17 protein-coding genes are annotated in these 21,446 nt (G+C 76.4%); 10 read left to right on the top strand and 7 right to left on the bottom strand.

The window, feature by feature from the left end; all coding sequences use genetic code 11:
* Positions 1 to 40: 40 nt before the first annotated feature.
* Positions 41 to 739: a helix-turn-helix transcriptional regulator gene (locus D5H75_RS44300; protein ID WP_119929641.1), complete on the top strand. Its 699-nt coding sequence runs from the start codon at positions 41 to 43 to the stop codon at positions 737 to 739.
* A 67-nt stretch (positions 740 to 806) separates the two neighbouring features.
* Here D5H75_RS44300 and D5H75_RS28425 read toward each other — a convergent pair whose 3' ends face one another.
* From D5H75_RS28425 to D5H75_RS28415, 3 genes are all read right to left on the bottom strand, one after another.
* Positions 807 to 1,202 (bottom strand): VOC family protein, encoded by a 396-nt coding sequence (locus D5H75_RS28425; protein ID WP_119929640.1) that lies wholly within the window; start codon positions 1,200 to 1,202, stop codon positions 807 to 809.
* Positions 1,199 to 1,591: a DUF2784 domain-containing protein gene (locus tag D5H75_RS28420; RefSeq protein WP_119929639.1), complete on the bottom strand. Its 393-nt coding sequence runs from the start codon at positions 1,589 to 1,591 to the stop codon at positions 1,199 to 1,201. The genes D5H75_RS28425 and D5H75_RS28420 overlap by 4 nt, the downstream gene beginning before the upstream one ends.
* A 148-nt stretch (positions 1,592 to 1,739) precedes the next feature.
* Positions 1,740 to 3,509 (bottom strand): S8 family peptidase, encoded by a 1,770-nt coding sequence (locus D5H75_RS28415; RefSeq protein WP_119929638.1) that lies wholly within the window; start codon positions 3,507 to 3,509, stop codon positions 1,740 to 1,742.
* A 435-nt stretch (positions 3,510 to 3,944) separates the two neighbouring features.
* Between D5H75_RS28415 and D5H75_RS28410 the strand changes: the two genes are divergently transcribed.
* The 5 genes from D5H75_RS28410 to D5H75_RS28390 are packed head-to-tail and all read left to right on the top strand — an operon-like array spanning position 3,945 to position 9,754.
* Positions 3,945 to 5,300, top strand: a complete 1,356-nt coding sequence (locus tag D5H75_RS28410; protein WP_119929637.1) for an MFS transporter — start codon at positions 3,945 to 3,947, stop codon at positions 5,298 to 5,300.
* The gene (locus tag D5H75_RS28405) at positions 5,297 to 6,811 is read left to right on the top strand and encodes a hydantoinase/oxoprolinase N-terminal domain-containing protein (protein WP_119929636.1); all 1,515 of its coding nucleotides are present in this window, start codon (positions 5,297 to 5,299) and stop codon (positions 6,809 to 6,811) included. The genes D5H75_RS28410 and D5H75_RS28405 overlap by 4 nt, the downstream gene beginning before the upstream one ends.
* Positions 6,808 to 7,908 carry a DUF917 domain-containing protein gene (locus tag D5H75_RS28400; protein ID WP_119929764.1) on the top strand — a complete coding sequence of 367 codons (1,101 nt, stop codon included), beginning with the start codon at positions 6,808 to 6,810 and terminating at the stop codon, positions 7,906 to 7,908. Before D5H75_RS28405 ends, D5H75_RS28400 begins: the two co-directional genes overlap by 4 nt.
* Positions 7,905 to 9,347, top strand: a complete 1,443-nt coding sequence (locus D5H75_RS28395) for a PucR family transcriptional regulator (protein ID WP_119929635.1) — start codon at positions 7,905 to 7,907, stop codon at positions 9,345 to 9,347. Before D5H75_RS28400 ends, D5H75_RS28395 begins: the two co-directional genes overlap by 4 nt.
* A complete protein-coding gene (locus tag D5H75_RS28390) occupies positions 9,344 to 9,754 on the top strand; it encodes a DUF4440 domain-containing protein (protein WP_119929634.1) in 411 nt (136 codons plus the stop codon). The genes D5H75_RS28395 and D5H75_RS28390 overlap by 4 nt, the downstream gene beginning before the upstream one ends.
* Positions 9,755 to 9,879: 125 nt before the next feature.
* Here the strand turns inward: D5H75_RS28390 and D5H75_RS28385 are convergent, their stop codons facing one another.
* Both D5H75_RS28385 and D5H75_RS28380 read right to left on the bottom strand, forming a co-directional pair.
* Positions 9,880 to 11,508, bottom strand: coding sequence for a hydantoinase B/oxoprolinase family protein (locus tag D5H75_RS28385; RefSeq protein WP_119929633.1), 1,629 nt, complete (start codon positions 11,506 to 11,508; stop codon positions 9,880 to 9,882).
* Entirely contained in the window at positions 11,505 to 13,544 is a 2,040-nt protein-coding gene (locus tag D5H75_RS28380; protein WP_119929632.1) for a hydantoinase/oxoprolinase family protein, read from the bottom strand. The genes D5H75_RS28385 and D5H75_RS28380 overlap by 4 nt, the downstream gene beginning before the upstream one ends.
* Before the next feature lie 246 nt (positions 13,545 to 13,790).
* Between D5H75_RS28380 and D5H75_RS28375 the strand changes: the two genes are divergently transcribed.
* On the top strand, positions 13,791 to 14,165 hold the full coding sequence (locus D5H75_RS28375) for a hypothetical protein (protein WP_119929631.1): 375 nt from the start codon (positions 13,791 to 13,793) through the stop codon (positions 14,163 to 14,165).
* 206 nt (positions 14,166 to 14,371) lie between these two features.
* On the opposite strand, the gene D5H75_RS28370 is transcribed toward D5H75_RS28375, so the two are convergent.
* Positions 14,372 to 15,208, bottom strand: a complete 837-nt coding sequence (locus D5H75_RS28370) for an SAM-dependent methyltransferase (RefSeq protein ID WP_119929630.1) — start codon at positions 15,206 to 15,208, stop codon at positions 14,372 to 14,374.
* A 199-nt stretch (positions 15,209 to 15,407) separates the two neighbouring features.
* Here D5H75_RS28370 and D5H75_RS44295 point away from each other — a divergent pair, with 199 nt between their 5' ends.
* The 3 genes from D5H75_RS44295 (at position 15,408) to D5H75_RS28355 (ending at position 19,780) form a co-directional block, all read left to right on the top strand.
* The gene (locus tag D5H75_RS44295) at positions 15,408 to 17,576 is read left to right on the top strand and encodes a LuxR C-terminal-related transcriptional regulator (RefSeq protein WP_119929629.1); all 2,169 of its coding nucleotides are present in this window, start codon (positions 15,408 to 15,410) and stop codon (positions 17,574 to 17,576) included.
* A gap of 112 nt (positions 17,577 to 17,688) precedes the next feature.
* Entirely contained in the window at positions 17,689 to 18,492 is an 804-nt protein-coding gene (locus D5H75_RS28360; protein ID WP_119929628.1) for a class I SAM-dependent methyltransferase, read from the top strand.
* Positions 18,493 to 18,598: 106 nt separating this feature from the next.
* A complete protein-coding gene (locus tag D5H75_RS28355) occupies positions 18,599 to 19,780 on the top strand; it encodes a M24 family metallopeptidase (protein ID WP_119929627.1) in 1,182 nt (393 codons plus the stop codon).
* A 172-nt stretch (positions 19,781 to 19,952) separates the two neighbouring features.
* Here D5H75_RS28355 and D5H75_RS28350 read toward each other — a convergent pair whose 3' ends face one another.
* Complete coding sequence (locus D5H75_RS28350) at positions 19,953 to 21,434, bottom strand: glutamate synthase subunit beta (protein WP_119929626.1); 1,482 nt, start codon at positions 21,432 to 21,434, stop codon at positions 19,953 to 19,955.
* Positions 21,435 to 21,446 lie beyond the last annotated feature (12 nt).

Here is a 21,446-nt window from a genome sequence, read left to right as displayed (position 1 = left end):
CTGCCATGTGACTGGAGGCACAAGAAGGTGCGCACGAGAGATGTCTTATCAGGAGCTTCCTCCCGGTCCTGACCTCGCCGGCCGGGTGGCCGCGCTGTGGACGCAGGAGATCGCGGAGGAGCGGACGGCCCGGGTGCTGCCGGACGGGTCCATGGACATCATCTGGGACGGCGACGGATTGCACGTGGCGGGCCCGGACACCGGGCCGGTGCTGGCGCGGGTGCGGGCGGGTGAGCGGTTCGCGGCGGTGCGGTTCCGGCCGGGCGCGGCGGGGGACCTGTTCGGGGTCCCGGCCGACGCGCTGCGGGATTCGCGGGTGCCGCTGCGGGAGCTGTGGGGCGGCGCGGCGGTGGAGCGCCTGGAGGAGGCCGCGCGGGGTCCTGGCGGGGACGCCCGGCTGGGCGTCCTGGAGGACGAGGTACGGCGGCGCCTGGCGGCCTCGCGGGCGGATCCGGCGGCGGCCGCGGTGGCGGAGGCCCTGCGGTCCGGCGGCCGGGTGGCGGAGGTGGCGCGGGATCTGGGGCTGAGCGAGCGGCAGTTGCACCGGCGGAGCCTTTCGGCCTTCGGGTACGGCCCGAAGGTGCTCCAGCGGGTGATCCGGTTCCAGCGGGCGCTGCGGCTGGCCCGGCGGGGGGTGGACCTGGCGGAGGTGGCGTACCTGAGCGGGTACGCCGACCAGGCGCATCTGGCCCGGGACGTGCGCCGCCTGGCGGGGGTGCCCCTCACGGCGCTGCTCTGAGGCCCGCCGGCGATCTCGCGATCCCCGGCGCGCGGGGATCGCGAGATCGCGGTGTGGACGGCGTGTGCTAGCGGGGCAGGGGGGCGAAGATGTCGACGCCGTTGCCGTCCGGGTCGTGGACCACGGCGTAGCGCTGGCCCCAGAAGGCGTCGAAGGGCTCCATCTCGCCCTCGTATCCGGCGGCGGTGAGCTCGGCGTAGACCTTGTCCACCTCCTCCGGGGAGTCCGCCTCGAAGGCCAGGGCCATGTTGCCCGCGCCGGGGTGGAAGGTGAAGCCCGGGTGGAAGGACTCGATGGTCTCCACGGTGTCCCAGGCGATCTTGAGGCCGCCGGGGAGCTCGTGCTCCACGTGGGGCTCGCCGTCGGCGGCGGCGGGGACGTCGAGGCCGAGGAGGCGGTAGAAGGCGAGCGAGCGGCCCATGTCCTGGACCACCAGCTCGACCACTTTGAGTCGCACGTTCATGGGTTCACCCTAGGAGCGGACTTCCCGGCCCGTCTTGTACGAATCAGACGCGCGGCGAGGACGCCCCAGGAGACGGCGACGGCGAGGGCGGCGAGGGCCTGGAGCGCCCCGGCGTACGCCTGGGGGTAGATCACGCCCTCGATGTAGTGGTCGATGAACCCGCTGGGCGGCAGCCCTCGCTCCCCGGCCCGGACGCGGGCCCAGTGCTCGGCGTGGGTGAGGGGGCATTCGAGCCGGAGCGTGACGCTCGCGAGGCCCCAGGCGGCGCAGGCGAGGTGGAGCCAGATCGTGCGGGGCCACCTCCAGGCGAGGTATCCGCCGAGCACGACGTAGGCGAGGAAGGCGAAGTGGACGACCATGGCGCCGTCGGCGAGCAGCCGGTAGCCCATGACCCCACGATAATCCGGCCGTCCCCGATACGGCGCTACGGCTCCCGCCGGGCGGCCCGGAGACGGCGGTACGGCTCGCGCCGGGCCGGGCCCGGCGCGAGCCGTACTGGGTGGTCTCGCCTCTCAGGCGGGTGGGTTCACCCGGCCGTCAGCGCTTGGCGGTGGCGGCGGCGAGGGCGTTGACGATGCCGCGGCCGTAGAAGCCGTTCTTGACCTTGGTGCCGACGCAGGTGTGGCTGTCGGTGACCTTGGTCGGCTTGCCCGTCTCCGGGTCGACCGGGTAGCGGGTGTAGGTGTAGGTGCGCGGCGACGGGCACGCGGTGTCGGTCGCGGTGGAGTACAGGCGCGCCTCGGTGATGGAGGGGCTGAGCTTCCCGTTGCCGAAGCGGCTGATGATCAGCGCGGCGACGCCGGTGGCGTGCGGGGCGGCCATGGAGGTGCCCTGGAGGTACTGGTAGTACGCGCAGCCCTTGCCCGGCTTGCAGTCGCGGATCACGCCGGAGTCCTTCTTGGGCGTGCCGTTCTTGTTGAGCAGGCCGTCGCGCCAGAGCACGTTGGCCGGGGCGGCGGCGAGGATGGCGCCGCGCACGTCGCGCTGCTTGGTCTTGTTGTCGTAGGTGTCACCGCCGGGCGCGGCCAGGTCGGTCTGCTCGATGCCGTAGTTCGAGTAGTACGCCTTGCGCTTGGACTGGCCGACGGACGAGACCGAGATGACGCCCTGGAGCTCGGTGGGGACGTCGACGCAGGTGTTGTCGACCTTGCGGGTCTTCTCGGCGCCCTTGGGGAAGCCGGGGCTGGACTCGTCGACCTTGGGGTTGCCCAGGTCGGTGGCGTCGTTGCCGAGGGCGGAGATCAGGGTGACGCCGCGGGCGCGCGCGTAGTTGACGGCGCGCTGGGTGGCCTCGATGATCGCGCGCTGCTCGGAGGACTCCGCCGGGGAGTCGGCCGCGTTGCCGGCGCAGTTGTAGAGCCAGGGGTCGACGTAGAAGCTCATGTTGACGACGTCGATGCCCTTGTCGCCCGCGTAGGTGAGGGCGTCGAGGGTGGGCTTGAGGAAGAAGTAGCCCGAGTCCTGGCCGGCGCGCAGGTTGACGAGGCTGACGTTCGGCGCGATGCCGGCCATGCCGAGGCCGTTGATCGGGGAGCCGATGGTGCTCGCGACGTGGGTGCCGTGGCCGTCGTGGTCGACGTCGGCGGGGTCGACGCAGTTGGCGTACTCACACTTGCCGTCGATCTCGGCGCCGTTGGCGTCGTGGGGGATGTCGACGGTGAAGTTGCGGGAGAGCTCGCGGTTGAAGTTCGGCGCGATGTCGGGGTGCTTGCCGTCGATGCCGGTGTCGATGACGCCGACGAGCACCTTCTTGCTGCCGCGCTCCTTGGCGTGGGAGCCGGTCGCGGTGGCGCCGATCATCTTCATGTCCCACTGGAGGCCGGCGAGCGGCTCCTCGCCCTTCTTCGCCTTGGGGGCGGTGGCGGCGGTGGGGGTGGCGCCGGTCACGCGGGTGCCGCGCTTGGCGTTGACCTTGTCGTCCTCGCCCTTGACGTCACGGGGCTGCGGGATGCCCTGGCCCTTGGGGACGTGGCCGATGGGCTGGTTGCGGGCCACGCCGACGATGGCGGAGCGGCTCTCGGAGACGCCCTCGGCGAAGTTGGCGCCGAAGGCGCGGACGAGGGCGTAGCCCAGCTTGGCGTCCTCCTTGACGACGACGCCGCCGTTCCCCTTGATCGCGCCGAGGGCGGCCTCGCGCTGCCCCTGCTTGAACACCACAAGGAACTCACCCGGGGCGCTACCCGCCGCGGCCTTGGCCGAAGCGGCGGTCACCGCCGCGCTCGCCCCACTCGTCGCAAGCCCGGCGAGAGTACCCGCCAGCGCGACGGTGGCTGCGGCGCCGGCCAGAAGCTTGCGTCTGCGAACCATCAATCCTCCTCAGCGGGTCTCCTGACGGACCCGTGCTGGGAGATCCTTTTGGCCAGGCAAAGCGGGCGTCAAGCGGATCTATACCATCTGGTCGGAATTGATACCGATTTGTGCGGACTGTGGCTTATGCCACTTGCACCCCTCCTGTCACACCCCCTGTCCCGCCCGCCGTACGGCTCGCGCCCGCGCCCCGCGCCCGCCCCGCCGTACGGCATGCGCCCGCGACGATCTGGGCAGGCCGTCTGAGCTGCGAGAACGCTCAGATAGCCTGCTTGGGGTGGGGAGTTGGCCACGGCCGGGAACGGCCCGAGGGGTGCGTCGCGCACGGTGCGCGGCGCTCCGGCTGTGCGTCCGGCACAGTCTCCCGGCGGTGCGGCCGCCCTATCGTCCGGCGAACCTTCGAACTGGGCCGCCGCGAACCTTGGAGGGCCGGCCATGACCACCGCTTCCCCCACCGCCTCATCCCCCGGAGTCCCCCGCTCCCCCGGCTACGCGCGGAGCATGCCCGTCGGCGCCGCGTTCGAGCGCATGCCGTTCACCCGGCGCCACGCGCTCATCGCGCTCGCGCTGTTCATCGCCTTCGTCATCGAGTCCTGGGAGCAGCTCGCCCTCGTCTACGTCGCGGGCGACCTCGGGACGGCGCTCGGCGCCGACGAGGGCGCCGTCGGCTGGCTGCTGTCGGCCGTCGCCATCGGCATGATCCCCGGAGCCCTCGTCTGGGGCCCGGTCGCCGACCGGATCGGCCGCCGTCCCACCTGCCTGTGGAGCCTGGTGGCGTACGGCGTCATCGCCCTGGCCACCGCGTTCGCGCCCAACTACGAGACGCTGTTCGCGCTGCGCGTGCTGTCGGGGCTGGCCCTCGCGGGCGTCTACACGATCACGTTCCCGTACTTCCTGGAGACGCTGCCGGTGCGCTGGCGCGGCCGGGCCGCCGTCTACCTGTCGATCGGGTGGCCGATCGGCATGCTCGCCGCGATCGGCGCGACCCTGGCGTTCGGCTCGATGGGCTGGCGCGTCGTGGTGATCGCGAGCGCGGCGGCGGGCCTGTGGGCGCTGGCCGTGCGCGCCTGGGTGCCGGAGTCGCCGTACTGGCTGGCGCAGCGCGGGCGGCAGGCCGAGGCGCGCGAGGTGCTGCGGTACCTGGGCGCGCGGGACGTCGCCGACGACGTGGAGCTGACCGTCGCGAGCGAGCGGGCCGGGAGCCCGCTGGGGCTGCTGCGCGGCCGCCTCAAGAAGATCACCGTGGTGATGCTGCTGGTGAACTTCGCCTTCAACTGGGGCTACTGGGGGCTGCAGACGTGGCTGCCGACGCTCCTGCAGGAGAAGGGGCTGAGCACGCCGGGCAGCCTGGGCTTCGTCGCGCTGAGCGCGCTCTTCATGATCCCCGGGTACGTGAGCGCGTCGATCCTGACCGGGCGCTTCGGCCGCAAGAAGGTCTTCCTGGCGTACGTGGTCGCGGCGGCGCTCGGCGGGTTCTACTTCGCCGCGGCCGACAGCCTGGCCGACCTGTACATCGGCAACTTCGTGCTGGCGTTCTTCAGCCTGGGCGCCTGGGGCGTGTGGAACACCTGGAACGGCGAGTTCTACCCGACCGCGCTGCGCGGCACCGGGTACTCCTGGGCGACGACCGCGCAGCTCCTGGCCACCAGCCTCGCCCCCTACGCCGTGGGCCGGCTGCTGGAGGGCGCGTCCGGGTTCGCCACCACGATGGTCTTCATCAACGCGTTCCTCGTGGTGACCGTGCTGCTGGCGCTGCCGCTGCCGGAGACCGAAGGCGCGGACCTGGAGTGAGGCTGGGCGTCGACGCGGGGCGGGTCGCGACCAAGGTCGCGGCCCTCCGCGACGGCGCCCTGGTCGTGGGGGTCTCGGTCCCGGCGCGCGGCGGCGTCGCCGTCTCGCTCCGCCGCGCCCTGACCGCCCTGCGCGAATCCCCCGCCCTGCGCGACTCCCTCCATCTCGGCGACGCCCCCGGTCTCGGCGGCGGTCCCGGGCCGCGCGGCTCCGCCGATCGCCGCGACTCCCGCGGCTCCCCCGGTTCGCCTGGTGTCCGAGCATCCGCGCCGGGGCCGGGCGCGGGCGGGCCGTACGGCGGCGCGGAGGCGGTCGTGGTGACCGCGGACCTGCCCGCCGGCGAGCTGGAGCCGGTGGGGGTGCTGCGGATCGGGGCGCCCGCGCACGCCGCGCTGGGCCCGCTGGCCGGGTGGCCGGAGCGGGTGCGGGGCGCGAGCCGTACCGCCGTGGTGCGCGGCGGGCACACGCTGACCGGGTTCCCGCTGGCGCCGCTGGACCGGGACGCGGTGCGGGCGTTCGCGGCCGAGGCCGGGCGGGCGGGGCTGACCTCGTTCGCGGTGACGGCGGCGGGGTCGCCGACGAGCGCCGCGCACGAGCTGGCGGCCGCCGCGCTGATCGCCGCCGAGGTCCCGGGGGCGCGGATCACCCTGTCGTACGAGTTCGGCCGCCCCGGGCTGCGGGAGCGCGAGAACAGCGCGGTGCTCAACGCGGCGCTGCGCCCGGCCGCGGAGCGCCTGGCCGACGAGGCCGGGGACGTGCTGGCGCGGGCCGGGATCGGCGCGCCGCTCTGCTTCGCCCGCAACGCCGGCGGCCTGGTCGGGGCCGAGTACTACCGCCGCTACCCGGTGGTCGCCCACGCCTCGGCGGCGGGGTCCGCGCTGGCGGGCGCCGTACGGCTGGCCGGGGTGGACTCGGCGATCGTGGCGGACGCCTCGCCGCGCGAGGTGCGGCTCGGCGTGGTGGAGGCGGGGCGGCCCCGCCCGGGCCCCGGCGGCGGCGCGGACCTGCCCGGCCTCTCCCCCGGCGGTGTCCCCCTGAACATGTCCCTGCCGATGCTGCGCCGCGCCGTCCTGCCGGCGGGCCGGGAGGAACTGCTCGAGGGGGTGGCCGCGCTGCGCCGCGCCGCGCCGGGCCTGCCCTCGCTCCTGGTCGGCGGCGCCTGCCGCAAGGCGGGGGACGCGGGCGGGGCGGACCGGGCGGGCGAGCGGCCGGACGTGGCGGCGGCGCTCGGGCCGGACTGGACGGTGCCGGCGGGTGCGGAGCTCGCGGGCGCGGTCGGGGCGGCCGCGGCGCAGGTGAGCGCGGAGGTGGAGCGGATCGTGTACGCCACGGGGCGGGCCGAGCTGGAGCACGAGCTGGCGGACGCGCGGGACGAGGCGCTGGCGCGCGTGGTGAGCGCGGGGGCGGCGCCGGGTTCGGCGCGGGTGGCGTCGGTGAGCCGCAACCCCCTGTCGTACCTGCCCGACGGGCTCTACCGGGTGCGCGTCGTGGCGGCCGGGACGACCGGATGACCGGGGGCGGTGTGGAAGACGACCCGAGGGACCGCGCGGGGGACGCCGCGCGCGCGAACGCGGTCGGGGCCGGGGAGCTGGGCTTCCTGGCGGCGGGGTCGCGCGTGTTCGCGCCCGGGGCGGCCGACTCCTCGTTCCGGGCGGCGCGCGAGTGGGCGCGCGGGCTGCTGACGGCGAACGGGCCGGTGCCGCTGGTGGACGCCGGGGAGCTGCCGCCGGACGCGATGGTGGCGGCGGTGAGCCTGGTGGGCTCGACGACGGCGTTCGGGGAGTACCTGCCCGGCGGGGACGAGCCGGTCCGGGCGGTGCGGGCGCTTGAGGGGCGGCTCGGGGAGCGGATCGCCGCGGTGGTCCCGCTGAACACCGCCGCCGAGAACGCGCTGCTGCCGCTGGTCGCCGCCGCCTCGCTGGGGGTGCCGCTGGTGGACGGGGACGGCACGGGGCGGGTGTTCCCGCTGCTGGAGCAGACGACCTTCGCGCTGGGCGGGGTGACGCCCGCGCCGCTGGCGCTCGCCGGGCCGCTGGGCGACGTCGTGGTGGTCGACAGCGCGGCGCAGCGGGTCGAGGAGCTGGTGCGGCCGCTGGTGCTGGCGGCGGGGGGCTGGGTGGTGGCCGCGTGCTACCCGGCGCGGGCCGGGAAACTGGCCGAGTCGCTGGTGCCGGGGTCGGTGTCGCGGCTGGTGGCGGCGGGCCGGCCGGGGGCGCCGCGCGCCGTGGCCGCGCCGTACGGCGTGCGCGTGCTGTGCTCGGGCCGGGTCACGGCGGTGGAGCAGGGGCCCGAGCCGGGGCCGGGGCGGCGGCTGCCGTCGCGCCCGGCGAGCATCCTGGTGCGGGAGCACGGGGGCCTGGCGCGGCTGATCCGGCTGGAGGCCTACAACGAGATCCTGATGGCGCTGGCGGACGGCGCGGTCGCGGCGACGGCGCCGGACCAGATCTGCCTCATCTCGACGGCCGACGGCACCGTGGTGGACGTGGACCGGGCCGCGGCCGGGATGGACGTGGAGGTCGTGGTGCTCCGGGCGGCGCCCGCCTGGCACACCGGGGCGGGCCGCGCGCTGGGGGGCCCGCAGGTCTTCGGGCTGGGGGTGCCGGGATGAGCGCGGCGGGGTGGGAGTCGGCGATCACGGTCGCCGAGCTGGTGCACGGCGGCCCGCTGGGCGAGGCGGTGCTGCTGGGCCCCCGGGACGGCGGCGGCGAGGTGCGGGACGTGCGGATCGCCGACCGGCTGGAGGTGCTGGCGTCGATCACGCCGCACACGGCGGTGGTGCTGACCGGGGCGGCGGCCGAGGGCGGCTGGGCCGTGGAGATGGCGCTGCGGCGGGCCTGGGAGCAGGCGGCGGCGTGCGTGGTGGCCCCGGCCGCGGCGGTGAGCGCGGACTCGACCGGGTCGCTGGCCGTACGGCTGGGCGTGCCGCTGCTCGTGGTGTCGGAGGACCCGCTGATCACGGCGGTGCGGATCGCGACCGCCGCGGCCCGCCCGGCGGCCGCCAGGACCCAGCTCGTGGCGCGGTGCGCCCAGGAGCTGGCGCGGGCGGGCACGTCGGCGCGGCGCGTGGTCGGGGTCCTGAACGCGGAGCTGGCGGGGGCGTCGGTGGCGCTCGTGGACGCGGCCGGGACGGTGCTGGCCGGCAGCCGGGCCGGGCTGGCGGGGCCGCCGCTGGCCGAGGTCGCGGTGCCCGGGCCGGGCGGGGAGGAGCTGGCGCGGCTGCGCGCGGCCGGCCCCCCGCGCTCGCCGGGCTGGCCGGCCGTGGTGGCGGCGGTGCTGGAGCTGGCCGTCGCGCCGCTGACGGCGTGGGCCGCGCGGGCCCGGCTGGCGGCGGCGCGCGAGGCCGCGTTCGGGTCGGCGCTGCTGGACCGGCTGCTGCGCGACCCGGGCGACGAGGGGGCGCTGCGCGACGCGGCGGCGCTGGGCTGGGCGGTGCACGGCCCGCTGGTGGCGTACGTGCTGCGGCCCGTGCCGCCGCTGGCGCCGGAGGACCTGGCGCGGCACACGCCGGGGGTGGCCGCCTCGTTCGACCGGCCGCTGGTGCGGCACGAGGACGGCTGGGCCGGGTGGTGCCCGCCGGACCCCGGGCTGGACGCGGCGCTGCGGGCGCTGCCCGGGCGGCTGCCCGCGCCCTGCTCGGCGGGGCTGAGCGGGGTGGCCGACGGGGTGGCCGGGCTGGGCGGCGCGCTGGCGGACGCGCGGGCGGCGTCGGTGGTGGCCGGGTCCGCGGGGACGCTGGTGCGCGCCGACGAGGTGGGCCCCGCCCAGCTCCTGGCGGCGCTGCCGGTGGACACCCTGGCCGCCCCGGCCCGCGCGGTGCTGGCCCCGCTGCTGGCGGCCGACCGCGACGGGGTGCTCATCGCCACCCTGGCGGCCGTGCTGGACACGGGGTCGCCGACGGCGGCGGCCGAGCGGCTGGGGGTGCACCGCAACACGGTGGCCGCCCGCCTGGACCGGGTGCGCGCGCTCGGCTTCGACCTGGAGGAACCCGCCCAGCGGCTGGCGCTGCACCTGGCCTGCCGCGTGCTGAGAGAGGAACGAGGACAGTGACGGTCCTGGACGAGACCGGGGACACGGCGGCCGTCTGGTCGGTGATCACCGGGATGTACGACGCCTACGTGGCGGGAGACCGGGCGGAGATCGACCGCCGCCTGCACCCGGAGGCCACCATCTGGGACTCCGTGGTCCCCGCCCTGATCGAGGGCCGGGCGGACCTGGACCGGGTGCGCGCCGCCCGCCCGCCGTCCTCGGGCGAGGCCGGCCTGACGGCGTACGACGAGGTCGTGCGCGTGTGGGGCGACACGGCGGTGGCGTCCTACCTGCTGCGGGTGGACATGCTGCCGCGCGAGGACGGCACGGTGCCCCCGCCCGAGATCGACCGCACCACGGCGGTCCTGCGCCGCTTCGGGCGCGAGTGGCTGATCGTCCACCTGCACGAGGACGTCTGGAGCTCCTAGCCCGGGCACGAGAGGTCCTGGCCCGGGCACGAAAGGGTCCTGGCCCGGGCACGAAAGGGCGCCGATCACGCGGGCACGGGTCGTGCCCGCGTGATCGGCGCGGGGACGGTTCCGGGCGAGCCGGGTCAGGAGGTGACCAGGCCCTCGCGGAGATCGTGCTCGATCGCGGCGGGGTCGCGGCCCGCCGGGTCGCCGTAGCCGCCGCCACCGCCGCTCTCGCAGCGCAGGACGTCGCCGGGCCGCACCGGGATGGCGTTGGCCTTGAGGACCTCGCGCTCGTCCGGGCGGCCGGGGTTGAGGACGACGCGGGGCGGGGCGCCGTCCGCGCCGCCGAACAGGCCCCAGGCGGGGGTCACGGAGCGCTCGAACCACAGGGACAGGGAGCTGTCGGCCTGGAACTCGTACTCGCGGACCACCCCGGCGCCGCCCCGCCAGCGGCCCGCGCCGCCCGAGCCCGGCCGTACGGCGTACTCGGTGACGCGGACGGGGAACAGCGTCTCCAGCACCTCGACGGGCATGTCGCGCAGGGACCCGTTGACGTTGTTGATCAGGCAGGACTCGCCGTCACCGCCCTCGAACGCGCCCCAGCCGCCGACCGTGGCCTCCTGGGAGACGAACAGCCTGCCGGTGCGCGGGTCGAGCCCGGTGAGCTGCACGATCATGGAGTCGCCGTAGCTGGCCGCGGCCACCCGGCCGGGCATGGCCGGGGCCAGGGCCCGCACCACGAGGTCGATGACCAGGCCGAGGTGGGAGTAGTAGTACTGGCAGGCGGCGGGCTCGACCGCGGCGAGCATGGAGCCCTCGCGGGTGACCACCTCCAGCGGGGCGAACGAGCCGCCGTTCAGCGGGACGTCCCCGCTGACCAGGAGCTTGTAGCCGACGCGGCACGCGGCGACGGCCTGGGCCGCGCCGCAGTTGACCGGGCCGGTGGCCTGGTCGGCGCAGTCGGTCAGGTCGATGGTCATCCGGTCGCCGCGCACCTCGACCCGGACCGTCACCGGCAGCGGCGTCGCCAGGTCGATCCCGTCGTTGTCGAGCATGCCCGAGGCGGTGTAGACCCCGTCGGGGATGGCGGCGATCTGCTCGCGCTCCAGCCGCTCGGTCTGCGCGAAGATCTCGTCGCGCGCGGCGTGGACCGTGTCCAGGCCCCACCGCTCGATGATCTCGGCGAACCGCCGCTCGCCCATCCGCGCGCACGCCACCTGGGCGCGCATGTCGCCGAGGGTGGGGTGCGGGAAGCGGACGTTGCGCGAGATGACCTCGATCATCGCCGGGTCCGGCTCGCCCGCCCGGTAGATCCGGACCGGGCCGAGCCGCAGGCCCTCCTGGTAGATCGTGGTGGAGTCCATGGACCCGCCCGGGTCCTTGGCGCCCACGTCCAGCCAGTGCGCCCGCGACGCGGCGAAGCCCACCAGCTCGCCGCCGACGAAGATCGGGGCGTAGACCGTGACGTCGTTGAGGTGCGTGCCGCCGATGTAGGAGTCGTTGAGCACCCACACGTCGCCGGGCTCCCACACCCCGCGGCCGTGCATGCGCTCGGTGGCGCGGGTGCACTCCTCCAGGTTCCCCAGGAAGATCGGCAGCCCGGAGGACTGGCCGAGCACGTTGTGGTCCCGGTCCAGCAGCGCGACCGCGCAGTCCTTCGCCTCGTAGATCACGGGCGTGTAGGACGAGCGGATCAGCGTCGTGTTCATGTCCTCGGCGGCCTGGAGCAGGGCGCAGCGGATGATCTCCGTCGTCACCGGGTCGATCACTTCTGGCCTCCCACCTTGATCACCAGCAGTCCGTGCTCGTCGATGCGCGCCGTGCACCCCGGCGGCACCACCGTCGTCGCCGTGTCCTCCACGATCACCGCGGGGCCCGCGGTCATCGTGCCGGGCGCCATCGACTCGCGGCGCAGCACCGGCGTCTCGTGCTCGCGCCCGTCGAAGACGACCGTCTTGCGCACGGCCGGGGCCGGCTCGTGCCGTACGGCGTCCGCCCCGCCCGCCGCCGCGCGCGGGAACTCGCCGAGCCCCGTGGTGCGCAGGGTGACGAACTCCACCGGGGCCTCCGGGGTCGCGTGGCCGTACCTCCGCTCGTGCGCGGCGGCGAACCGCGCGGCCACCGCCGTGAGGAAGCCCGGATCGTCCGGCTCCGCGGCGCCGTCCAGCGGCACGGTGAGGGTGTAGTCCTGGCCCTCGTAGCGCATGTCCACCGCGTGGACCGCGCGGCGGCGGCCCTCCGGAACGCCCTGCCCGGCCAGCGCCTCCAGCGCCTCGGCCTCCATCGCCCGCAGCGTCGCGGCCATCTCGCCGCCGTCCAGCTCCTCCTGCGGCCGGAAGAAGGGGCGGGTGACGTCGCGGCGCACCTCGGCCTCCAGCATCCCCCAGGCGGAGAACGCGCCGGGGAACCGCGGCACGATGACCTCCTCCACGCCCAGCTCGCGGGCGATGAACACCGCGTGCATCGGCCCGGCCCCGCCGAAGGCGACCAGGGCGAACTCGCGCGGCTCGATCCCGTGCTCGACGGTCAGCGTGCGGATGGCCTGGGCCATCTTGGCGTTGGCCACGTCGCACACGCCCTCGGCCAGCTCGGCGGCGCCCAGCCCCAGCTCGTCCGCCAGGCGCCCGACGGCGGCGCGGGCCGCCTCCACGTCCAGCGTCATCGTGCCGCCGGCGAACCAGTCCGGGTCCACCCGGCCGAGCACGGCGTTCGCGTCGGTCACCGTCGCCCGCGTCCCGCCCCGGCCGTAGCAGGCCGGTCCCGGCACCGCGCCGGCCGATTCCGGGCCGACCCGCAGCCCGCCCGCCTCGGCGTACGCCAGGGAGCCCCCGCCGGCGCCGATGGTGTGCAGGTTGACGATCGGCATCAGCACCGGGAAGCCCTCCACCCGGGCCTCGGCGGACACGTCCGGCTCGCCGCCGATCACCAGGGACACGTCGAACGAGGTCCCGCCCATGTCCACGCAGATCGCGTTGCCACGGCCGAGGAGCCGGGTCAGCGCGACCCCGCCCATCGTGCCGCCGACCGGCCCGGACAGCAGCGTCTGGAGCGGCCTCTCCCGGGCGTACGAGGCGTTGACCATGCCGCCGGAGGACTGCATCACGTGCACGGGCACCGTCAGGCCGCGCTCGGCGAAGCGGCCCTCGATGCGGTTGAGGTACCGCCGCACCACCGGGCCGGTGTACGCCTCCAGGACGGCCGAGCTGGTGCGTTCGTACTCCCGCCACTCGCGGGCGACCTGGTGGGAGAGCACGACCAGGGTGTCCCCCAGCTCCTCCGCCAGGATCTCCCCCGCGCGCAGCTCGTGGGCGGGGTTCGCGTAGCTGAACAGGAGGCTGACGGCGACCGCGTCGTACCCGCCCTCGCGGGCCCTGCGGGCGGCCCCGCGCACCGCGTCCTCGTCGAGCGGGCGCAGCTCGGCCCCCCGGTAGTCCAGCCGCCCGCCCACCTCGACGGTGTCGCTGCGCGGCACCAGCGGGGCGGGCTTGCGGTAGCGCAGGTCGAACATGCGGTCCCGGTTCCCGCGCGCGATGTGGTAGACGTCGCGCATCCCCTGGGAGGTCACCAGCAGCACCCGCGCGCCCTTGCGCTCCAGCAGCGCGTTCAGCCCCTGCGTGGTCCCGTGCACGAAGAACGCGATCTCCCCCGCGTCCTCCACCACCCGCGACAGCCCCTCGAAGACGCCCCCGGCGAGGTCCCCGGGGGTCGTCGGCGCCTTGGCCGCCCGGAACCCCCCGGTCTCCTCGTCGTAGCAGACGACATCCGTGAAGGTCCCCCCGATGTCCATGGCGACCCGGTACGACATAGCCACCCCTTCCAGGCGAGCAACGCCCCGAAGCTACGCACCTGCCCCCGCGCTCCCCGTGTGCGCGCCGCCCAGCCGGCCGGCCCCCGCTGGGCGCTCCGCACACACCCGCGCCGCCGTACGGCCCGGCCCGCCCTTTCCGGCCGTGGCCGACCCGGGACAGGGCCGTGGACCCGGCCTGGTCCCGCCCATACGATGCGCCCGCGCCCGGCGCGCCGCCGGGCGTCCCCGATGAAGGGAGATCGCATGGTTCCGAGGACAGCGCGCGGGCTCTCGGCGGGCGCGGCCGCCACGGCGCTGGCGGCCCTGACCGTCATGGCCGCCCCGGCGTCGGCGGCCGTCTCGGCGCCGGCCGTCACGTTCGCGTACTGCAGCGCGGGCAGCACCTACATGGTCTTCTGCGAGGCGTACTGGGAGGGCGGCGCGGACCCGGCCACGGCGCGCTGGAGCGACGGCCGGAACACCTGGATGGGGCCCGGCCAGTACAACTCCGCCACCCGGCGCACCTGGGCGGGCGGCACCTGCAACCCCGGCTCCCTCTTCTACGCCAAGGTCACCATCACCGACGCCGCGGGCCAGGTCACCGAGCGCCTCGTCCCCGGCGGCCGCGCCTGCCGCTGACCCCGCTCTTCCCGCTCTTCCCGCTCTTGCCGCTCTTGCCGCTCTTGCCGCTCTTGCCGTACGGCTCCGCCCGCGCGCCGGGCGGAGCCGTACGCGCGCGTGCGCCCGGGGCGCGGCCGTACGCCGGGAGGAACGACCTCCCGGAGCCCGCGCGGCCTTCCGGGCGCGGACCCGGGCGGGAACGGGGGTCAGGCGGGGGGCGGGGGTCAGGCGGGGGACGGGGCGGGCTTGCGGGCCACGCCGGCGGCGAAGAGGGGACGGTTGCGCGGGGGGAGGTCGGGCTCGGTGCCGTCGGGACGCCAGTCGTTGAGGGGGACCAGGCCCGGGTCCAGGAGCTCGAAGTCGCCGAAGTAGGCGCGGATCTCCCCGGTGGTGCGGAAGCGGCCGGTCTGGAACCGCTCGGCGAAGAACGCCTCGGCCGTGCGCGCCGCCTCGGCCCCGGCCGGGTCGGCCTCGCCCGGGTTGTGGAAGTGGGAGATCGCCAGGTGGCTGCCGGGCGCGAGGACGTCGCGCAGCCGGGCGGCGATCTCGCCCGGCCCCTCGTCGTCGTTCAGGTGGTGCAGGATCCCGAACAGCAGCAGCCCGACCGGCTCGCCGAAGTCGAGGCCGCGGCGGACCTTGGGGTGGTCGAGCAGGGCGTCGAGGTCGCGGATGTCCCCGTGGACGAACGCGACCGTCTCCGCGTTCTCCAGCAGCGCGTGCCCGTGCGCGGCCGCCGTCGGGTCGTTGTCCACGTAGACGACGCGGGCGTCCGGGATCACGGCCTGCGCGATCTGGTGGACGTTGTTCTGCGTGGGCAGGCCGGACCCGATGTCGAAGAACTGCCGGATGCCGAGCCCGGCCATGTGCCGTACGGCGCGGCCCAGGAACGCCCGGTTGGCCAGCGCGTTCTTGGCCGTGTCGGGGTCGATCCGCAGGCTCGCCTCGACCACCGCCCGGTCGACGGCGAAATTGTCCTTCCCGCCCAGGAAACAGTCGTAGACCCGCGCGACGTTCGGCACGGTCGCGTCGACCCCGGCCGGGGGGAACTCCTCTGCCGCCATCCGAGAACTCCAGCTCTTCTCATCGGAAAACCTTCAAGATCATAAACCGCCCTCCCGCGGAACCGCCCCGAAACCCCCGAATCCACCAATCCCTCCCGAACGGCGCGTCCCGTACGGCCCGCCGCCCGCTCCCCGCGCGCGCGCGAAAGGGCCCCCCTCGGGGCACGCGCGGACGCGGCCGGGCGGCGAGGATGGCGGTGTGGAAAGCCCGAGCGACCCGGTGGCCCGCGGCCGGGAACTCCTGCGGCGAGGCCGCTGGAAGCAGGCCAAGGCCCTCTTCACCCAGGCCCTGCCCCCGCCCGCCCCGGCCGGCCCGGCGGACACCCCGGTGAACGGCCCGGTGAACGGCCCGGTGAACGGCCCGGCGGACAGCGCGGCGAACGGCCCGGCGGACACCCTGGTGAACGGCCCGGCGGACGGCCCCGCGACCGGCGCGGTGGACGGGACCGGGGCGGCGGGCGCCGGCCCCCGCGGCGATGACGCCGCCTCGGACGCGGCGGCCGTCCGCATACCTACGGCGGCCGGAGCGGCGAAGGCGGCCGGGACGGCGGCCGCGGAGCCGTACGGCGGGGACGGCGGAGCCGGCGCGGACGGGGCGCGGACGCGGACCGGGGAGCCGGGGGACGCGGTGGGGAGGGCGGACCCGGCCGGGACGGCGGGCGGCGAGCCGTACGGCAGGGGTGACGGGGGCGGGGGTGACGGGGGCGGGTACGGCGGGGGCGGCGCGGACGCGGAGAGGTTCCGGCTCTGGGGGGCGGCGGCGGAGGGGGCCGGGGCGGCGGCCTGGTGGATGGACGATGACGGGGAGACCATCGCCCGATACGAAGAGGCCTACCGGTGGTATCGCGCGGCGGGCGACCCGGCGGGGGCGGGCCGGGCGGCGGCGTGGCTCGGGGCCGCGGCGTCGCAGCTCCGGGGGGAGACGGCGGTCGCGGAGGGGTGGTTCGGGCGGGCCCGGCGGTTGCTCGCGGACACGCCGGACGGGGCGGACGCGGCGCTGTTGGAACTGTTCCGCGGGATGGCGGCGCTGCGGGCGGGGCGGCCGGACGAGGCGCTGGAACTGGCCGGGAGGGTGGCGGCGGCCGGGCGGCGGCTGCGGTCGCCGGATCTGGAGCTCCAGGCGATGGCGCTGACCGGGATCGCCGGGGTGGGGCTGGGACGGGTGGCCGAGGGGATGCGGCTGCTGGACGAGGCCGCGGCGGCGGCGCTCGCCGGGGAGGCCGGGGAGGCGGCCTCGGTCTGGGTGCCGAGCTGCTACGTGGTGCAGGGGTGCGAGCGCGCGCGGGACTGGGATCGGGCCGGGCAGTGGGCGGAGCGGGTGATGGAGTTCTGCCGGCGGCTGGACCTGGGGACGCCGTTCGCGCTCTGCCGCACCCACTACGGCGGCGCGCTGCTGGGGCGCGGCGACTGGGACGCCGCCGAGGACGAGCTGACGAGCGCGGCGGCCGTGCTCGGCTCCCGGCGGCCGGCGCTGGCGGCCGAGGCGTGGGCGCGGCTGGGCGAGCTGCGCCGCCGCCAGGGCCGCCGGGCCGAGGCGGCCGAGCTGTTCGCACGGAGCAGGTCGCTCCCGGCGTCCCGCGCGGGCCTCGCCGAGCTGCGCCTGGACGAGGGCGACCCCCTCGCCGCCCTGGAGATCGCCGAGCGACTGCGCGACACCCTCGGCCCCGATGAGCGCCTGGACCGCGTGCCCGCCCTGGAACTGCTGGTGCGCGCCGCCGTCGCCGCCGGCCTCCCCGGCCGCGCCGTCGCCGCGGCGGCGGAGCTGTCCGCCCTGGCCGAGGCCGTCGGCACCGCCGCCGCCCGCGCGTCGGCCCTGTGGGCCGCCGGCCTCCTCCGCGCCGCCCTCCCCCAGGACGAAGCGCGCCTCCCGGACGAAGCCCGCCTCCCGGATGAAGCACGCCTCCCGGATGAAGCACGCCTCCCGGGCGAAGCCCGCCCCCAGGACGAGGATCCGCCGGAGGCGTGCCTCGAACGCGCGGCGCGGCTGGCCGACGACGGCGGCGACCTGTACGGCGGGGCGCGCGTCAGGCTGGACCTGGCCGCCCTGCTCCGGGACCGGGGCCGCCCCCGGGCCGCCGAGGAGGAGGCGGACGCCGCGAGGCTGGTCTTCGAACGCCTCGGCGCGATCCCCGACGCCGAGCGCGCCGCCCGGCTCGCGGGGCGGGCCGCACCGGTCCCGGCGCTGACGGGACGCCAGGCGGAGATCCTGCGGCTGCTGGCCGGCGGGCTGACCAACCGCCAGGTCGCCCGCCGGCTCCGGCTGAGCGAGCATACGGTCAAACGGCACGTGGCGGACATCCTCACCCGCCTCGGCGCACCCTCCCGCGCCGCCGCCGTGGCCCACGCCGCCCGTCTCGGCCTCCTCTGACCCGCGTCGCACGCGTTGGCGAGGTATGGCCCGTTCGGGCCATACACGGAGGTGGCGGCATGGGCCGGACGGGCGAAGCGGAGGGCGGCCCGCCGTACGTAGCGTCGGGAACATGATCGAGAACGTGAGCGCCATCACCAGGGGACAGCGGGACGTCTGGGCTCAGGGGGATCTGGGGCGGCTGGCCGCGCGGTTCCCCCCGTTGTACGCCGAGCTGCTGTGCGAGGAGCTGCGGCTGCGGCCCGGGGAGCGGGTCCTGGACGCCGGGGCGGGCACCGGCACCGCCTCCGTCGCCGCGGCCCGGAGGTTCTGCGAGGTCGTCGCCGTGGACTTCGTGCCCGAGTCGCTGGAGCGGGCCGCGCTGCTGGCCGCCGGCGAGGGGCTGCCGCTGGCCACGCGGGAGGCGGACGTGCAGGAGCTCCCCTTCCCCGACGGCCACTTCGACGCCGCGCTGTCCACGTTCGGCGTCATGTTCGCCCCCGACCAGGAGCGCGCGGCGGCCGAGCTGCTGCGGGCCGTACGGCCGGGCGGGCGCGTCGGCGTGACCGCGTGGACCCCGGACGGCCTGATCGGGCGATACGCCCGGACCGTCGCCGCCTACGTCCAGCCGCCGCCGGGGCTGCGCTCCCCCTTCGAGTGGGGCACCGAGGCGCGGGCCCGCGAGCTGTTCGCCGGGGCCCGGGTCGAGGTGCGGCGGCGCGCGCAGCCGTTCCGCTACCCCTCCCCCGCCTTCGCCGTGGACTACTTCCGCGACTGGTACGGCCCGGCCCGCGCCGCCTTCGCCCGCCTTGACCGGGACCGCGCCGAGGCGCTGCGCGCCGACATGATCGCCGTCTGGCGGGCCGCCAACGAGTCCGGCGACGACACCCTGGTCGCCCACGCCGACTATCTGGAGATCGTCGTCACCGCCCCCTGACCGGCGCGGCGGCGGGAGCCCGCCCCGGGAGACGCGCTCGCGCGCCGCCCGCCCCGCCGTACCCGGCGCGCGGGTGGGTAGGGGCCCGGGGGACGGAGGAGGGCTCATGGGGATCGGCGTTGACGAGTATCGGGCGCGGCAGGAGGCGGCGCGGCGGGCGGCGGCGGAGGCCGGGCTGGACTGCCTGGTCGCCTGGTCGCGCGGCGGGTCGGCGCAGGACGGGTACGCGGACGTGTACCACCTGACCGGGTTCTACCAGCACCAGCCGCTCGTGCCGGACCTGCCGGGGCGGTGGCGGGCCGAGGGGCACGCGGCGGCGGTGGTGCCGGTCGAGGGGCCGGTGGTGCTGGTGTCCAACGTCGGGGAGCTCCAGGAGGAGCCGGTGGCCGACGAGGTGCGCCCCGCCTCCGACCTGGTGGACACGCTCGCGGACGTCGTGCGGCGGGCCGTGCCGGACGGGGGCCGCGCCGGGCTGACCGGGTGCGCCGGGCTGGCGTGGCCGTGGCGGGACCGGCTCGCCGCGGGGCTCCCGGGGCGAGCGCTCGTGGACGCGGACGAGGTGGGGTGGCGGCTGCGGCGGGTCAAGAGCCCGGCGGAGCTGGACCTGCTGCGGGCGGCCGGGGCGCTGGGGGTGCGCGCGATGGACGCGGCCATGGCGGCGGCGGTGCCCGGGGCGAGCGAGGCCGAGGTGGCCGCGGCCGCGATCGGCGAGATCGTCGCGGGTGGCGGCGCGTACTACGGGATGGGCCTGTCGTCGGGCGGCCAGAGCGTGACGTTCGCGCCGTCCGGGCCCGCGGCGTACACCGGACGGCGGCTGGAGGCGGGCGACCTGCTGCGGATCGACCTGTACGGCTCGGTGGAGGGGTACCTGTTCGACTTCGCCCGCACCCGGGTGGTCGCCGGGGAGGCCGGCGAGGACCGGCGCCTCCTCCTCGACGCGGTGCGCGACAGCGTCCGCGCCGGCGTCGCCGCCCTCCGCCCCGGCACGCCCCTGTCCGAGGTGGCGCGGCGCTGCGACGAGAACCTGGCGCGGTCGCCGTACACCCGCCGCCACGGGGCTCCCCGGCCGCTGATGTCCGGGGTGTGGGGGCACGGCCTCGGCCTCTCCTTCGAGCCCCCGTGGCTGTCCCCCGACGTCCCGGGCGTCGCCGAGCCGGGCATGTGCCTGGCCGTGGAACGCCGGATCGCCCTTCCCGGGGTCGGCGGCGCCAACTACGAGGACAACGTGATCGTCACCGAGTCGGGCCCCGAGGTCATCACCCCCGCCGCCCCGGAATACCTGGGCTGACCCGCCCCGCGAGGCGGAGGCCGGGCCCGGCGGGAGCGGGGCCGCTGGTCCACCGGGCGGCGATGTGGACGGCCGGGCCGGACAGGAGGCCGGCCCGGGGCTCACCAGGCGGGAGACGGTGTGGGCGATGCGGCCCCGCGCGGTGGATCGCGCGGGGCCGCCGCCGGGGACGTCAGGCCAGGGCGCGGGCCGTGGGCGGGATGGCGACCGGGAGGGCGGTCGAGCCCGTCAGGGCCTCGTCCACCGCCGCGGCGGCCGAGCGGCCCTCGGCGATGGCCCAGACGATGAGGGACTGGCCGCGGCCCATGTCGCCGGCGACGTAGACGCCGTCGAGCGGGGTGCCGTCCTCGGCCAGCGCCCGGTAGGACGCGTCGCGGCGGACGTTGCCGCGCGGGTCGTAGCCCACGCCCAGGTCCGTCAGCAGCGCGCCCCTCTCCGGGCCGACGAAGCCCATGGCCAGGGTGACCAGGTCGGCCGGGATCTCGCGCTCGGTGCCCTCGATCGGCCGGAAGCCGGTCTGCGGGCCCTCGACGTCGACCACGCGCAGCGCGCGGACGTTGCCCCGGCCGTCGCCGACGAACTCGGTCGTGGAGACCGCGTACACCCGGGCGCCGCCGGCGTCGGAGAGCTCCTCGTGCGCGCTCTCGACCTTGAACAGCGTCGGGTAGGTCGGCCACGGCTGGCCGGCCGCCCGCGACGCCGGGGGACGCGGCATGATCTCGAGCTGGGTGACCGAGGCCGCGCCCTGGCGCAGCGCGGTGCCGATGCAGTCGGCGCCGGTGTCGCCGCCGCCGATCACGACGACGTGCTTGCCCTCGGCCGAGATCGGGGAGACCGGGAAGTCGCCCTCCTGCACCTTGTTGGCCGGCGGGAGGTACTCCATGGCCTGGTGGATCCCGGCCAGCTCGCGCCCGGCGATGGGCAGGTCGCGCCAGGCGGTCGCGCCGCCGGTGAGCACGACCGCGTCGTACTCGGCCCGGAGCCGCTCGGCCGTGACGTCCACGCCGACGTTGACGCCGGCGCGGAACTCGGTGCCCTCGGCCCGCATCTGGGCCAGGCGCCGGTCGATGTGCCGCTTCTCCATCTTGAACTCGGGGATGCCGTACCGCAGCAGCCCGCCGATCCGGTCGGCCCGCTCGTACACGACCACGTCGTGCCCGGCGCGGGTGAGCTGCTGGGCGGCGGCGAGCCCGGCCGGGCCGGAGCCCACGACCGCGACGCGCTTGCCGGTCCTGACCGGCGCGGGCTGGGCCGTCACCCAGCCCTCGGCGAACGCGCGGTCGATGATCTCCACCTCGACCCGCTTGATCGCCACCGGGTCGCTGTTGATGCCGAGCACGCACGCCGCCTCGCACGGCGCCGGGCACAGCCGCCCGGTGAACTCGGGGAAGTTGTTCGTGGCGTGCAGCCGCTCGATCGCCTCGCGCCAGTCGGCGCGGTAGACCAGGTCGTTCCACTCGGGGATGAGGTTCCCGAGCGGGCAGCCGTTGTGGCAGAACGGGATGCCGCAGTCCATGCAGCGCGACGCCTGCTTCTCCAGCGCGGGGCGCGGGAACTCCTCGTAGACCTCGCGCCAGTCGCGGATGCGCACGTCGACGGGGCGTCGCGGCGGCAGCTCACGCCCGTGCGTCAGGAAACCCTTCGGGTCGGCCATCGTGATACCCCC

The organism is Bailinhaonella thermotolerans (assembly GCF_003594875.1).
GTDB lineage: Bacteria > Actinomycetota > Actinomycetes > Streptosporangiales > Streptosporangiaceae > Bailinhaonella > Bailinhaonella thermotolerans.
The sequence above is the reverse complement of the archived record's forward strand: the minus strand, read 5'-3'. Positions and strand labels throughout refer to the sequence as shown.